This window comes from Arenibacter aquaticus, assembly GCF_003957295.1.
Classification (GTDB): domain Bacteria; phylum Bacteroidota; class Bacteroidia; order Flavobacteriales; family Flavobacteriaceae; genus Arenibacter; species Arenibacter aquaticus.
Genome location: NZ_RQPJ01000003.1, coordinates 653,973 through 668,421, shown reverse-complemented (window position 1 = coordinate 668,421; position 14,449 = coordinate 653,973). Strand labels below are relative to the sequence as shown.

Genomic DNA, 14,449 nt, shown 5'->3' with positions numbered 1-14,449 from the left:
CGAATTTTTGCATTATACCACAATTCCTATTAGATACGTAAAGATGCCCACTACCGCTCCGGCTATAAGGACAAAGACCAATACCCGGGTAATCCCTTTTTTTAGATCGGAGTTCTCGCCAAAAAAATGGCCTGCATTGAACAGGAAGCCAATAAGAAAGATGACCCCAAGGATAATTGGAAAAATGGCCCTAATGGTGTCCGAAACATCGTTGACAGAATCTTCTATACCCCCAATTTGAGAATGGGCCGATAGGGAGGTCAATAGGGCAATGGCAAATACTTTGATCGGTTTTTTCATGATATGATATTTATGTGATGTCCCTCAAATTCCATTTTTGAGGAGAGGCATCGGATTATTCGTTAAGGAATTTCTAAAGGATCTGGTATAACGATGGGAATCATATAAATTTTAACAGCCGAGCGCGTTAAAATTTTACGGATTCGTGACGAACCCAAGGAAAGGATGAAAATTGTGCAACACGCAATTAAAAAATTGAATTTATGAAACGTTTTCGGATAGTTTGCCTATGGATTTGCTTTGCCCTGTTAGGGATTATCACTCATGCTCAGGAAAGTGGAGGTAGAATAGTAGTCATTGACCCGGGGCATGGGGGAGTGGATTCGGGGGCTTTTGGAGTTAATGGAATAAAGGAAAAGGACATTGTTCTGGAGGTCGTAAAAGAAATGATTCGCTTGAACAAAGAACTGTTCGATAATGAAATCGAGTTCTATCTGACTCGATACAATGATACCTTGATTTCATTAGGGGATAGAACAAAATTGGCCAAGTCATTAAAGCCTGATGTTTTTATCTCTATCCATTGCAATCAGGCTACCAGAAAATCTGCCCAAGGAATAGAAGTGTATGTACCGCGTCCAGACGCAAGTACCGATAAGGAGCTTCTATTCAAGTCTGAAGAATTGGCTCAAAGAATGTTGAAGGAATTCCGTGGTTCCTTGGATTTCAAAATACGTGGATTAAAATATGCCAATTTTCAAGTGCTTAGGGAAACAAAAAATATTTGCTCGGCCGTGCTATTGGAACTCGGCTTTTTGTCTAACAGGGAAGAGGCGGAGCATAGTAGGAGGAAGGAGAGTGTTACTGGGTTGGCGATGGTGGTGCTTGAAGTTTTGAACGTATTCATGAGAGCACATCAGTGATATGAATCTTTGAAATTAAGGCTTAGTTATAAGAACATTTAGCGAAAAGAACAAAATGGTATTGAATTGATAGGACCCCTTTGCACAAGCTGTGCATTGTTAATTTTATATTTTTGTATTGTGAAAATAGTACCACTAATATTATCATTTTATATTCTAGCACTTAATGTACTACCTTGTAGTGATACGGGTTTTCCTATCAATGACAGTCAAGTGGAAATTGTTTTGGATGGTCATACTGACCATTCCGAAAATTATAGTTCTGACCTGTGCAGTCCATTTTGCACATGCCACTGTTGTCATGGGCATACTATAGATTTTGGGATTCCAAATTTTAAACCTTTAACACCTGAGATTTCTTTGGAGCCCTGTATCCATTTCGATAACGTTAGTAAAGAATTTACCCTTTCCCTACTACAACCACCCCAGGTTTAATTCAGTTTTTAGGATAACTATATCCTCTGTTGACCTATCCCGATAGGTCATCATCTTCATTTCGTTGATTTTGTCCCATACAAACTTCGGCGAAAAGTTTAACTGAATTAATCTTTTTATTACATGATAAATAAAATCATTGTATTCTCCATCAATAATAAATTTATTGTTGGACTACTGACATTGGCTCTTATCATAACCGGTATTTGGTCCATGTCTACCGTAAATCTGGGGTCGGTGCCAGATATCACAAACAACCAGGTACAGGTCATCACCGTATCTGAAAACCTCGCTACCGAAGATATCGAACAATTCGTGACCTATCCCGTGGAACTGGCCATGGGCAACTTGCCCAATGTAACCGAAATCCGTTCCATTTCCCGTTTTGGACTTTCCGTAGTGACCATCGTATTCGATGATGACATGGGCATTTACAAACCCAGACAATTGGTACAGGAGAAGCTGAACGAGGTTAGGGAAAGCATCCCAGAAAAATTCGGGAATCCTTCCATGGGACCAATTACTACCGGGTTAGGGGAAATATACCAATATACCATAAAACCCAAAAAGGGTTTTGAAAGCAAATACTCCCCTACCGATTTACGTACCATCCAGGATTGGATCGTAAAACGCCAAATGACCCTGTTGGATGGTGTTGTGGAAGTCAACTCATTTGGAGGTCATATAAAACAATACGAAATAGCCATAAACCCCGAAAAGCTAAATGCCATAGGTGTTTCCATATCCGAGGTATTTGCCGCTTTAGAAAGGAACAATGTCAATACAGGAGGTGCCTATATTGAAAAAAACAAAATGGCAAACTTCATCCGAGGGGAAGGACTCATAAGGTCTTTGGGTGATATCATGGCCATCTCCATAAAAAATGAAAATGGACTCCCGATTACAATAGGAGATGCTGCGGAAAAAGTACAATTTGGAAACCAAGTACGTTACGGAGCCTTTACCCAAGATGGTCGTGAAGCCGTTGGCGGAATGGTGTTAATGATGAAAGAAGCCAATCCTAATAAAGTGATTGCCAATGTTCAGGAAAGAATGCAAAACGTTGAAAAGTCTTTACCTGAAGGGTTGGAAATCAAACCCTTTTTGGATAGAAGCAATCTCATAGAACGAACTACCAGTACCGTAACACAAAACCTTTTGGAAGGCGCACTTATTGTCATTTTTGCATTGGTCTTTTTATTGGGAAGTTTAAGGGGCGGATTGATAACCGCCACAACCATACCCCTATCGTTGCTCTTTGCTTTTATCTTGATGAAACAATTTGGTGTTTGGGCCAACCTAATGAGCTTGGGAGCTATCGATTTTGGAATTATTATAGACGGAGCGGTAATTATCATAGAAGGGACGGTTTATGAAATTCAAAAACGAATACGTTCCGGAAAGCTAAAATTCAATCAAGGCGTCATGGATAAAGTCGCCTATGATGCAGGAAGTACCATGATGGGCTCTGCCTTTTTTGGGCAAATCATCATTCTAATCGTTTTTGCTCCTATTCTTTTTTTAACAGGAGTTGAAGGAAAGATGTTCCGTCCTATGGCGTTTACCTTTGGGTTTGCCATGCTAGGTGCCATTTTCCTCTGCCTGACCTATGTTCCGATGATGTCCGCTCTATTTATGAAACCCGTAAAAAACAAAAACAATTGGTTCGGGAAATTCGAAAGTTGGCTGGAAAAAATCAGTGATAATATTATAGGGGGCATCCAAAAAGCCTATCTACCGCTTTTAAAAGGAGCATTAAAAGTAAAATCCTTAGTTGTAGGAGCAGCTGTAGTTTTACTTCTTGTTTCAGGATTTGTGTTCTCAAGAATGGGAGGCGAATTTGTACCTCAATTGGACGAAGGAGACCTTGCCATGCAAGCACTCTTAAGGCCGGGAACAGGATTAACAGAAGCTATCGATGTATCAAACAAAATAGAAAGCGTACTTCTCAAGAACTTTCCAGAAGTAAAGACAGCAGTTGCCAGAATTGGTGTTGCCGATATCCCTACCGACCCGATGCCGATGGATATTGCCGATATGTTCATCATCTTGGAAAAAGATATGTACAAATGGACTTCGGCAAAATCAAAAGAAGAACTCACCGATAAAATCAAGGATAAACTGGATAGTGAACTTACAGGGGTAAACCTAGTATTTAGCCAACCTGTGGAATTGCGTTTTAACGAGCTGCTAACAGGAGTTCGGGAAGACGTTGCCGTAAAATTGTATGGCGAAGATTTAGAAGTCCTTTCCAAAAAGGCAGAAGAAATGGCGGCTATTATCCAAACCGTTCCAGGCGTGGGTGATGTCAATCCAGAGCGAACATCAGGCTTGCCACAGATGACCGTAATGTACAATCGAAAAAAGATGGCACAGTACGGGCTGGATATTGAGAAAGTAAACAGTTACATAAGTGCCGCATTTGCCGGTGGTAATGCAGGTGTCATTTTTGAAGGGGAAAAACGCTTTGATATGGTTATCCGATTTGATGAGGAGCACCGTAAAAGCATCGAAAATTTACGCGCTTTATATGTCGATTTGCCCGATGGCACCCAAGTTCCCATCAAAGAAGTGGCGGACATAAGCTATGTGCCGGGACCTATGCAGATATCCCGTGACAATACCTTTCGTAGGACCTACGTGGGCATAAATACAAGAGGGCGTGATGTAGAATCCGTGGTAACCGATATTCAACAGAAACTAGATGCCGAGTTGGATCTGCCACCGGGGTATTATATTACCTATGGCGGTGAGTTTGAAAACCTGGTACGGGCCAAAGAACGGTTGACCATCGTAGTGCCCATAGCACTGTTCTTGATCTTTGTGCTCCTGTATTTTGCCCTAAAATCGTTTTCACAATCCATAATGATATACATCGCTATTCCATTGGCGGCCATCGGCGGCATATTTGCCCTATGGTTACGGGATTTGCCATTCAGTATTTCTGCGGGTGTTGGGTTTATAGTGTTGTTTGGGGTTGCCGTTCTGAACGGATTGGTGCTTATAAACCGATTTAACTCCTTAAAGGAAGAAGGTGTAACAAGCATACGGGAAAGAATATTAACAGGAACAAAAGAAAGAATACGCCCCATTATGTTAACAGCAACTACAGATATTTTAGGCTTTATGCCTATGGCATTTTCATCATCGGCCGGTGCCGAAGTACAACGACCATTGGCAACCGTTGTCATAGGAGGTATGCTAACGGCGACTTTACTAACACTGATTGTACTTCCAATTTTATATACATTCATTGAAAAACGGGAAGAAAACAAAAGTAAAAAGAAGCTTTCTTCGTTAAAACCAAGTGCTATAGCTATCGTTATAATCATAGGATGCATATTGGGTTTTGCCATTCCAGCTTCTGCTCAAGAAGGTACATTGGAAAACAAAGTAATCCTACAGGATAGTTTGCCAACGATAAGCCTGGAAAAAGCCAAGAAAATGGCCATTGCCAATTACCCTAGTTTAAAAGCCGCAAAGCTTGGAATTGAAGGAGAGAAAGCGATGCGAAAAACTGCCTTTGATTTTGGAAGTACCCAAATATTTACTGGAAAGGAAGAAGTAGGCAATGGAGAAAATGGTGTGTCCAATACCATCGGGGTGCAACAGCAGGAAATCAATGTGTTTGGGATCGTTCCCAAATTAAAGTTGCAAAAGGAACGTATCCATTTGGCGGAAAACCTTGTCAACCTAACTGCCCTGGAAGTGGAACGAGAGGTAAGCAGGGCTTGGGCAAATGTGTACACAAAACGAAAAACATTTTTGGTATATAAACACATGGATTCCGTTTTTCAGGATATTGAGAGAGCGGCCAGAATCAAGTATAAAACCGAAGCTACTTCCAATTTGGAATATTTGGCAACATCCAATCAAGCCAATGAGGTCAAAATTCAAATAGAACAGGCTTTTAGGGAATACCACAAAGCATTGCAACAGTTAAACCAATGGTTTGCCAGTGATACGTTGTACGGTGTACCAAATGCTTCATTGGAATCTTTAGAAGCTCCGTTGGATTATAGCGCGACACCCTTGGAGAACCATCCGCTACTTCAAGCCTCAAGGCAACAAATACAGGTAGCTAAGGCAGTTACCAGGGTACAAAAATCTGAATTTTTGCCAAAGTTCCAGGTACAATACGGCAGGCAGCAAATTAACGGTCAATCAGGATTTTATCAATATCAAATGGGTATACAAATTCCATTGCTTTTCGGTGCCAATTTAGGAAGAGCGCAAAAGGCAAAAATTGACAAGAAAATAGCAGAAGAGAATTTTCACACCGAAAAGCTAAAGTTAAAAACAGCCTATGAAAATAGGCGTGAAGATTTTATAAAATGGCAAAACTCGTGGGATTATTATAAAAACAAAGCACTTCCATTGGCCAAAGAACAGCGAAGAGGTACTATATTGGCCTTTAAGGAAGGTGCTATCGACTATGTGGCTTTCTTACAAAATATTAGAGATGTTATCCGCATAGAAATAAGTGCCTGGGAAGCTTTCAACAGCTACTTGGACAGTCGTAACCAACTAGAATATTACCTGAAGAATCCAAATAAAAATTAAGACAAATAATAAGATGAAAACGCAAATAATAATGATTTTAATGCTGTCTCTAGTGCTTGCCCTTATTATGGGCTGCAAGGAAGAAACAGAACAAGCGGTAGGGGAGGAAGCCTCAAAAACAGAAGAAACCCATGACCGTAAAGAAGGAGAGGAACACGAAGAAAACGAAGAGATTTTTGAAGAAGGCGAAGCAGCGCATTTATCCGAGCTAAAATTCAATAGTTTGGGCATTAAAGTAGCTGCTTTACCAACAAAATCGCTTTCAGGTGTTGTTAAAGCTAACGGACAATTGGAGGTGCCACCTCAGTATGAAGCTACGGTAACTGCTATTTTGGGTGGTAACGTAAGTAGCATCAAGGTTATAGAAGGAGATAAAGTGCGTAAAGGACAGACCTTGGCATACCTTTCCCACCCAAACCTGTCCCAAGTCCAGACCAATTATATAAAAACCTATAACAGGATGCAGTTTTTGGAAAAAGAATACGAACGCCAAAAACGGTTATATGAAGAAAAGGTAGGCTCAGGAAAGATATTTCAACAAACGGAGTCTGAATACCAATCGATTAAAGCAGAGGTAAAAGGTTATGAATCGCAGTTACGTCAATTGAATATTAGTGCCTCAAAAATAAGGAGAGGTGAAATTTACGAATATGTTCCTGTAACAAGCCCTATTGCTGGTTATATAGAGAAAGTAAAAGTTCAAATGGGGCAATATGTAGCACCACAAACGCCTATGTTTGAAATTGTGGATAATGAGCATATTCATGCGGATCTAATGGTTTTTGAAAAGGACATCCATAAGGTTAAAAAGGGACAAAAAATTTCTTTTACGTTAGAGTCGGTTCCCAATAGCAACCTTACCGGTGAAATTTATTCCGTAGGAAAACAGTTTGAACAGAACCCCAAGGCCGTACACATACACGCGGAAATCGATAAAAAAGAAGATTTCCTCATTCCGGGAATGTATATCAATGGAAAAATAAGGACTGGTGAGGCACCGGTGACGGCTTTACCAGAAGATGCCATTATAGAAGAAGGTGGAAAGCCGTTCATTTTTATAGCACAAGAACATTTGGAAGATGGTAAGGTTGAATGGGAGTTAAAACCTATTGAAGTCCGTAAAGGAATAACTGAAGATGGTTGGGTAGAAATAAAACTATTGGAACCGCTTGCCGAGGATGCCCAAGTCGTATTCAACAATGCCTACTACCTGATATCTGAAATGCAAAAAAGCGAAACATCACATAGTCATTAATAAAATATAATAATTGATTTTGATTGGTTGATAAGGGTCTGTTCTATGTTATTCCAAAAACGGGATAAAACGGCAGGCCCATTCAAAAAGCAATTCATGAAATAGGGAAAATGATAGAAATGAATTCACTAGCAATATGAAATAAAATGCTAAGGATTATCAATCATTACAGGTAACACTTGATAAAATGGAACAAATTGTAAAAATACTGGAAGATAAAGGGGTTCGCCCTACTGCAATGCGATTATTGGTATATAAATTATTGGTGAATAGAGAAAATGCCATAAGCTTAGGCGAACTGGAAAAAGACTTTAAAACCTCGGGGCGAAGTACGCTCTATCGGACTATAAAAACATTTGAAGAAATCGGATTGGTACATTCGATAGAAGATGGCACTGGTATCATAAAATACGCTATTTGTGAAAATCATTCTACTTCTGAGGAAAATAATGACCTGCACCTACATTTTAGATGCAACATATGCCAAGAAACGGTATGCTTGACAGATTATAAAATCCCTCAAATCAACCTTCCCAAAGGTTATATATCAATAGATATGAACCTTACGGTAAAAGGCATTTGTGAAAAATGCAATGGGGTTTAATCACGTTAAACGTTAACTTACAAATGGATAAACAAACTGAATTAACGCTATTGCATAGGTTTGACTTAGCTGTTTTATTAGGTTTTTTAATGGGATGGACAGAAATTACTATGGTACTAAAGTTGCTATTAGGACGGATGCCTTTGTTTTTCTAGGGTCTACACTTATCACTATAATAGTCACAAATATTGATGTTGCAGGCCAAACAAAAATTGTAGCTATTATTTTTTTAGGAGAAGGTTTTAAGAGACAAGGAAAGACACTATCCCGTAAACTGTGTATGTTAAAAATAACTAGGGTTGGACTTTTATCTAAAGTCTGATCCCTTTTTTTATAGATCGTAAGGAGCTGATTTAAAAGAATTTGAAATGATTAGAGTCCGGATCATAGCTACCGAAATCTTATAGATGGGTTTTCTTCGGCACCCATACGGCAAATGCCCTGGAGATCGGTAGGCGGAAGTCGGGCATTGCTTTGCAAAGGATGACTTAGGGACCATCGAACCGAAACTCCGACGGGAAAGGTATGCCCGACCCTCACTAAAACGCCAAAATCCCTTTTAACCCGGACGAAAATTAGCTTCCAAAATAAGCCATAAAAAAATTCCGGGAAAATTCATGTCCCAGGATATGTTCTGTCCAGTTTTTAGTGAAAAGAATCTGTCTTTTTCCATCTATAACTATTTACTCTTCTTACCTATTACATAAGGGCCATAATGCTGAATACAATTTTTACACTAATTTATAGAAGGGGCTGGTAATTTAATATTGCTTTAAAGTGGAAAATACTATAATCGTTAAGCCTTCTGTTTTAAGTCCATTCCAAAAAGTAATAGGAAGACTCCATTTAATTTAGCGTCCAGGGTCTTGCGTAAAATGGAAAATGCTTTTGTAATATGACCTTCAACAGTTTTTGTGGAAATATTTAAATGTTCTGCAATTTCAATATTGGAAAGACCTTCCTGCTTGCTCAAAACAAAGGACCGTTTGCATTTTGGTGGAAGGTTTTCAATTTCAATTTTTACCTGAGAAATAAGTCTTTCCACAGAATTTTCCGATTCTTCCTGAACAAATGCGACCAAGGTGTCTATATGTAATTTTTCCAATGAAAAAACAGGTCTATTTCTTCTGTAATAATCAATAAACCCGTTGTAAACAGATTTGTATAGGTAGTTCTTGAGGTCAACATCATCCTTTAAGTTTTTGCGCTTTTTCCATATTTTAATATATACATTCTGAACAATATCTTCCGATAGATCAGTATCACTTATAAGTTCATTGGCATAATTACATAACCTATTATGGTAGGTTTCTACCAATTGGGTATACGCCAAGGATTCCCCATTTTTTAAGCCATTGATCAAAGTCTTTTCGTTAAAATGGTCGATTTTCATAATTTGAAAATTATAATTGTAACATAGAATTTTTGACAAAAGAATAAAAATAATCAACATAAAAGCAAGGGTTGTGTAAAATAATAGCGTTTTAATTACGGAATTGAATATATGATGTCTAAAAAAATACAAAATCTGATTGCCAAATACTTCACTAGACAAGTATCCCTTTCTGAGTTGGATTTGCTTTCACGGTGGATTGAAAATCCTTCTAATAAGGAGAAGTTTGTAAAATATGTTAAAATCAATTATGCAATCAATGTTAATATGAAAAGATTTGGTACTGATAATTCCAAAAAGCGGCTATTAAAATTTATAGAACAGGAAAGGAAAGACCGAATCAAGAGAAAAACCCTAAACTATGTCAAATATGCTGCAGTAATATTAGTGTTTGTTGCTAGTGGATATATTCTAGAAAATGGGATTCTTGACAATAAATCTGAAGAATTAAAAAAAAATATAGAGGCCCCATTAACCATTGATAATGTAATTGAAGTTGGAACTGATAAGGCTATTCTAACTTTAGAAGATGGATCAAATATTGATTTGGAAAAAGGAAAAACAATTCGTACAAATAGAATACAAAGTAATGGGAAAGAATTGATATATGATACTTCACAATCAGAAAATGCCGAAGTTGCTTATAATTTTTTAACCATTCCTAGAGGAGGTCAATTTCATATAAAATTGTCAGATGGAACTTTGGTGTGGCTTAATTCGGAAAGTCGTATGAAGTATCCCGTGGCTTTCAAAGAAGGGGAAACAAGAGAAGTAGAACTGGTCTATGGTGAAGCGTATTTTGAAGTATCTCCAAGTTCATTGCATGATGGGGCGACTTTCGAGGTATTGAACACTTCACAGGTGATAGAAGTACTGGGAACAGAGTTTAATCTAAAAGCATATAGAGATGAAACCAATGTTTATACGACCTTGGTCGAAGGTGAAGTAGTGATAAATACCTCTACAAATAAGAAAGTACTTGCGCCAAACCAGCAGTCTACTTTGGACATAAATAATAATAGTATTATCGTTAAACCTGTAAATATCAATGATGAAATTTCTTGGAGAAGGGGTCTCTTTAGTTTTAAGGGTAAGTCCTTAGAAGAGATTGCTAAGGTGCTTTCCCGTTGGTATGATGTAGACATATTATTTTCAAGGCCTGAACTTAAGGCTGTGAAATTTAATGGCGTATTAAGGAAGGACGAAACTATTGAGGAAATATTAAACAATATTTTAACCACTAATTATATTAAAGCGTATGAGATAAAAGAAAAAAGAATTATGCTAAAATAAAGAAAGGGAATTAAGTTATACCTGGACAGTACTGTGCTTTAATCCCCTTTATGAATCGATTGATCATTAATGTTTAACCAACCAAAATTCAAATTTATGAAAATTAAATTTATTAACATTCTTTTCCGTCAGCGGAAAGGGTTACTACTGTTCTCCATGAGAGTATTTATATTCTTACTTTGTACTTCTACCTTTGGGTTCACTACGGGTGAAATTTTCTCACAAAGCACCAAGATTCATATTGATAAAGATCAAATGGTGTCTATCGATGATGTTTTTGACTTGTTAAGGGAACAGACCGAATACACTTTTATATACCAAGAGGATTTATTTAAAAATCTACCTAAAGTTCAATTAAAAAAGGGTTTCATTCGAGCGAATAGATTATTGGAAACTTGTTTTGCAGGAAAGGACTTCAAGTTAGATCTTAAAGGTAATAAAATAGTTATTATTGCCACCGGTCCGTCCTTCAAAAAGCAGCAAACCTTAACTATTTCAGGAACGGTATTGGATATGGACGGTCAACCATTACCTGGTGCAAACATCCTTGAAAAAGGAACGACTAATGGTACTCAGGCGGATTTTGATGGAAATTTTTCAATTTCTGTTGACAATGACAGTGCTATTTTAGTAGTTTCCTATATTGGTTTTGCAACCAATGAGGTTGCCATTACTGAGCAATCCAATATTAAAATAGTTTTAAAGGAAAGTGCTGCAGGACTGGAGGAAGTTGTAGTTGTGGGTTACGGTACCCAATCTCGGGAAACGGTTACAAGTTCAATATCAAAAGTAAATACTAAAGATATAAATAATCTCGTATATGCTAATGTAACTCAAGCGCTCCAAGGTAAGGTGCCGGGTTTAACCGTTATAAATACTTCGGGTCAGCCTGGTTCTGGCCCACAAATAGTATTACGTGGAGGAAGCTCTATTTCAGGAGGAAGTTCTCCACTTTATATTGTTGATGGAGTTGAAAGAGGAGAAATAAATGGTTTGCGTTCAGACAATATAAAAACCATACAGGTATTGAAAGATGCTACTTCTACAGCTATTTATGGAGCAAGGGGGTCTAATGGCGTAATAATAATAACAACTAAGACTGGTGATGTTGGGAAGTCTTCAATAATATTTCGAAGTAGGTCAGGGTTTTCAGCATTTAGGAATGAAAAATTTAGACCTATAGGTGGTGAGGATTATATTCGTACAGCCCGAATCGGTCAATTAAACAGCATTTTATTAGGCAATAGTGTAATTAACTCATTCGGAGGTGATGCAAGAGCGGCTTCATTAAGTTCCTTGGATAATGCTGATAGTTATGGGACCGGCAATAATTTAAGCTCCAATACTTTATATACAACAATGCTTTTGAATGATGATAATAGATATTTATTGTCGCAGGGGTGGTCTAAAATGGCTGATCCTGTAACAGGTAGGGATATCCTTTTTAAGGATATGGACTGGTATGATATAAATTATAGTGTTGGTATTAGACAAGAAAATAATTTGAGCTTTTCTGGTGCAGATGAAAAAGGCTCGTTTTATTTAAACGCTGGATTATTAAATGATAAAGGTGTTTTAGTAAATACACAATATGATTTATTTACAGCTGTTTTAAATTCAGACAGAAAAATCACGGATCATTTTAAAGTTTTTGGAAAGTTTGATATTTCTCATGAAATGAAAGACCAACCCTCAGGTTTCTCTTCGAGTAATTATAGTTCAGGCGTACATTTGCGCAATGCCATTTTAAGGTCTCCAAATATTGCTCCAAGTACAAAATATACTTTTGGGGATGGCTCTTTAGCACCAGGGGTAAATCAACTTATGGCTAATCCGGACTATGTAAATGAGCATCTTATTCGAGACCAGCGTAAAACTAGATGGACAGCGCTTTTGGGATTTAACTGGGATATAACTCCAGAATTAAATTTTTCTCCTAAAGGATCTATTTATCATGTTGAAACATTAGAGAATTCATCTAACGATGCCTATTTAAATGGAACTACTTTGAATTCTGATAGGATTAAGCGAACAGTTACTGCAATAAATTGGATTAAACAATTCGATGGTGTTTTGTCTTATAATAAAACTTTTAATGAAAAGCACAATATTGCCGCAACTGCTCTAGCGTCTTACCGTTCGTTAGATTATTTTTATTCCAATGCTGCGTCACAAGGATCTCCTACCGATGTAATAAAAACATTAAATGGAGGTGCAGAAGCATTTCAGGTTCCAACAAGTACAACAACAAAAGATGTCTTAATTGGGTTTGCTTCAAGGTTAATTTACGATTATGATAAACGCTATTTATTCCAAGCAAGTGTACGAAGAGATGGATCCTCTCGTTTTGGTGACGATAATAAATGGGGGGTTTTTAAAGGTGTGTCAGCGGGTTGGAATATTCATAATGAAGGTTTCTTCAATTCATCTTTCTTTTCAAACATTTTGAATACTCTAAAAATTCGGGCCTCATTTGGAGAAACAGGGAATAACAATAATCTTGGTTTGTATACTTTTCAAGGTGGCTATGGTGCAGGAGTTTATGGGGGACAAGGAGTAGTTTATAAGACAGGATTGGCGAACAGTGGTTTAAAATGGGAGACAACTAGAACGTTTGACGCTGGGTTGGATATTGGTTTATTTGATAACAGAATCACATTATTGGCGGATTATTACAAACGAGAAACTACCGATCTTTTGCAAAGTTTAAGCTTGCCTGCAAATACAGGTTATTCAAGTATAACGACAAACTTTGCTGAATTAGGAAATAAGGGGGTTGAATTAGGTGTAAATGTTCACATTATTAACGGACAAAACTTTAATTGGGAGTTTGGAGCAAACTATTCTTATAACAAGACCGCAGTCCTGAAACTTCCAGATAATGGGGTTGAAAACAATAGAATTGGAGGTATAGAGGTTGTTGATCCAAATAACACAGACAACACAATTTGGGTAGGTGGGTACCAAGAAGGTCAAGAATTAGGGTTGATCTATGCCTACAAACATGATGGAATTTATGAAAATTGGCAAGAGGTAGTTGATGATGGCATTATTGATACAAGGGCAAATGGAGGAGCTGGTAGATTTGTAATGGGTACAGATTATCAAGTTATAGATACTAATGGAGATAACGTAGTTACAATTGCAGATAGAGTAAATAAAGGAGGAGGAGATGTTAGATGGGCAGACCTTAACGGTGATAAGGTAATTAATTCCTTAGATAGAATATACATTGGTCGTTCTAGAGCACCTCATTATGGTGGGGTAATAAATACATTCACGTATAAAAATTTTAATCTTAGATTAAATATGGATTATGCTCTAGGTCATATGGTTTATGATTATGAGACCAGATACCGCAATGGTAGATATACTGCAAACATTGCAATGATGCCGAGTATGAATAATATGTGGACACCTACAAACACTAAAACTAGTATAGCGCAATATTATCAAGGAGACCCTATGGGTAACTGGAATAGAGGAAGTTCAGATATGTATTATAAAGGAGATTATCTATGTATTAGAGATGTAACCTTGAACTATACCATGCCAAAAAAGTGGTTGAATAAAACTCCAATAACTGGCGTTGAAATTTACGGAACTGGTCAAAATTTATATTATTTCACAGCATACCCTGGATACCAACCAGAAAAGGGTGGGACAAGTGATCAAAATAGCTTCCAGTACCCCTTGCCAAGAACTTTTACATTGGGTGTGAATCTAACATTTTAAATAGCAGA

General features: G+C 37.6%; 9 protein-coding genes. 7 read left to right on the top strand and 2 right to left on the bottom strand.

Annotated features, from left to right (window positions below):
• Positions 1–12 precede the first annotated feature (12 nt).
• Positions 13–300 carry a hypothetical protein gene (locus tag EHW67_RS09335; protein ID WP_126162103.1) on the bottom strand — a complete coding sequence of 96 codons (288 nt, stop codon included), beginning with the start codon at positions 298–300 and terminating at the stop codon, positions 13–15.
• Between the two features lie 203 nt (positions 301–503).
• Here EHW67_RS09335 and EHW67_RS09330 point away from each other — a divergent pair, with 203 nt between their 5' ends.
• The 5 genes from EHW67_RS09330 to EHW67_RS09310 all read left to right on the top strand — a co-directional run bounded on the left by EHW67_RS09330 (position 504) and on the right by EHW67_RS09310 (position 8,020).
• Positions 504–1,163: an N-acetylmuramoyl-L-alanine amidase family protein gene (locus EHW67_RS09330; RefSeq protein ID WP_126162102.1), complete on the top strand. Its 660-nt coding sequence runs from the start codon at positions 504–506 to the stop codon at positions 1,161–1,163.
• A 120-nt stretch (positions 1,164–1,283) separates the two neighbouring features.
• Positions 1,284–1,598, top strand: a complete 315-nt coding sequence (locus EHW67_RS20895) for a DUF6660 family protein (RefSeq protein ID WP_126162101.1) — start codon at positions 1,284–1,286, stop codon at positions 1,596–1,598.
• 123 nt (positions 1,599–1,721) lie between these two features.
• Positions 1,722–6,161 carry a CusA/CzcA family heavy metal efflux RND transporter gene (locus EHW67_RS09320; protein ID WP_126162100.1) on the top strand — a complete coding sequence of 1,480 codons (4,440 nt, stop codon included), beginning with the start codon at positions 1,722–1,724 and terminating at the stop codon, positions 6,159–6,161.
• Between the two features lie 13 nt (positions 6,162–6,174).
• Entirely contained in the window at positions 6,175–7,416 is a 1,242-nt protein-coding gene (locus tag EHW67_RS09315; RefSeq protein ID WP_238389879.1) for an efflux RND transporter periplasmic adaptor subunit, read from the top strand.
• Positions 7,417–7,603: 187 nt separating this feature from the next.
• Entirely contained in the window at positions 7,604–8,020 is a 417-nt protein-coding gene (locus EHW67_RS09310) for a Fur family transcriptional regulator (RefSeq protein WP_126162099.1), read from the top strand.
• Positions 8,021–8,816: 796 nt separating this feature from the next.
• Here the strand turns inward: EHW67_RS09310 and EHW67_RS09305 are convergent.
• A complete protein-coding gene (locus tag EHW67_RS09305; RefSeq protein WP_126162098.1) occupies positions 8,817–9,413 on the bottom strand; it encodes an RNA polymerase sigma factor in 597 nt (198 codons plus the stop codon).
• Positions 9,414–9,524: 111 nt separating this feature from the next.
• On the opposite strand from EHW67_RS09305, the gene EHW67_RS09300 reads away from it, so the two are divergent.
• Complete coding sequence (locus EHW67_RS09300; RefSeq protein ID WP_126162097.1) at positions 9,525–10,706, top strand: FecR family protein; 1,182 nt, start codon at positions 9,525–9,527, stop codon at positions 10,704–10,706.
• A 96-nt stretch (positions 10,707–10,802) separates the two neighbouring features.
• Positions 10,803–14,441 (top strand): SusC/RagA family TonB-linked outer membrane protein, encoded by a 3,639-nt coding sequence (locus tag EHW67_RS09295; RefSeq protein WP_158285112.1) that lies wholly within the window; start codon positions 10,803–10,805, stop codon positions 14,439–14,441.
• The last annotated feature ends 8 nt before the right edge of the window (positions 14,442–14,449 follow it).

Coding starts and splice junctions, on each gene's coding strand:
- EHW67_RS09330 (WP_126162102.1), top strand. CDS start 504: ATGAAACGTTTTCGGATAGTTTGCCTATGGATTTGCTTTGCCCTGTTA.
- EHW67_RS09315 (WP_238389879.1), top strand. CDS start 6,175: ATGAAAACGCAAATAATAATGATTTTAATGCTGTCTCTAGTGCTTGCC.
- EHW67_RS09320 (WP_126162100.1), top strand. CDS start 1,722: ATGATAAATAAAATCATTGTATTCTCCATCAATAATAAATTTATTGTT.
- EHW67_RS09300 (WP_126162097.1), top strand. CDS start 9,525: ATGATGTCTAAAAAAATACAAAATCTGATTGCCAAATACTTCACTAGA.
- EHW67_RS09295 (WP_158285112.1), top strand. CDS start 10,803: ATGAAAATTAAATTTATTAACATTCTTTTCCGTCAGCGGAAAGGGTTA.
- EHW67_RS09335 (WP_126162103.1), bottom strand. CDS start 300: ATGAAAAAACCGATCAAAGTATTTGCCATTGCCCTATTGACCTCCCTA.
- EHW67_RS09310 (WP_126162099.1), top strand. CDS start 7,604: ATGGAACAAATTGTAAAAATACTGGAAGATAAAGGGGTTCGCCCTACT.
- EHW67_RS09305 (WP_126162098.1), bottom strand. CDS start 9,413: ATGAAAATCGACCATTTTAACGAAAAGACTTTGATCAATGGCTTAAAA.